Here is a 472-nt window from a genome sequence, read left to right as displayed (position 1 = left end):
CCACGGCTACAACCAGTTGCCCTGGTAAGGCGCGCAAGAAGCGGGATCGATCATGGCCACCACCTCGCCCTACCGAAGCTCGAGCGAACTCGTGATCGAGGTCCTGAAGCGGACCAACGTCCTGTCGGTCGGGCAGGCGATCGATCCCGACGACTATGCGCTGGTCAATGACAGCCTCGAGTCCATCTATCGCAAGCTCGCCGGGCTCGAGATCGTCTATGTCGCCGACCGCGACAACATCCCGGCGGTCTGGTTCGCCGATCTCGCCGCCATCGTCGCCGGCGAGGTCGCGAGCAATCTCGGCATTTCAGGTCAGGACCTTGCAGATCTCGTCTCCAAGGGCCTCGGTGGCGTCGGCGGGACCGACGTCGGGGCAGGGGCGGCGGCGAAGTCGCTCAAGATCATCTGCCGGGGACGTCCGACCTATGAGACGTTCCGGATGGTTTGCTACTGATGCCGATCGAGGAGCCGA

General features: G+C 64.0%; 1 protein-coding gene. It reads left to right on the top strand.

Going from position 1 to position 472, the window contains the following annotated elements:
- Nucleotides 1–52: 52 nt before the first annotated feature.
- The gene (locus tag AACY08_RS29295) at nucleotides 53–454 is read left to right on the top strand and encodes a hypothetical protein (protein ID WP_339472580.1); all 402 of its coding nucleotides are present in this window, start codon (nucleotides 53–55) and stop codon (nucleotides 452–454) included.
- Nucleotides 455–472: the final 18 nt, after the last annotated feature.

Origin of the sequence: Pseudomonas sp. EL_65y_Pfl1_R83, from assembly GCF_963970695.1 — a bacterium.
In the GTDB taxonomy this organism is placed as follows: domain Bacteria; phylum Pseudomonadota; class Gammaproteobacteria; order Pseudomonadales; family Pseudomonadaceae; genus Aquipseudomonas; species Aquipseudomonas tritici.
The sequence above is the reverse complement of the archived record's forward strand: the minus strand, read 5'-3'. Positions and strand labels throughout refer to the sequence as shown.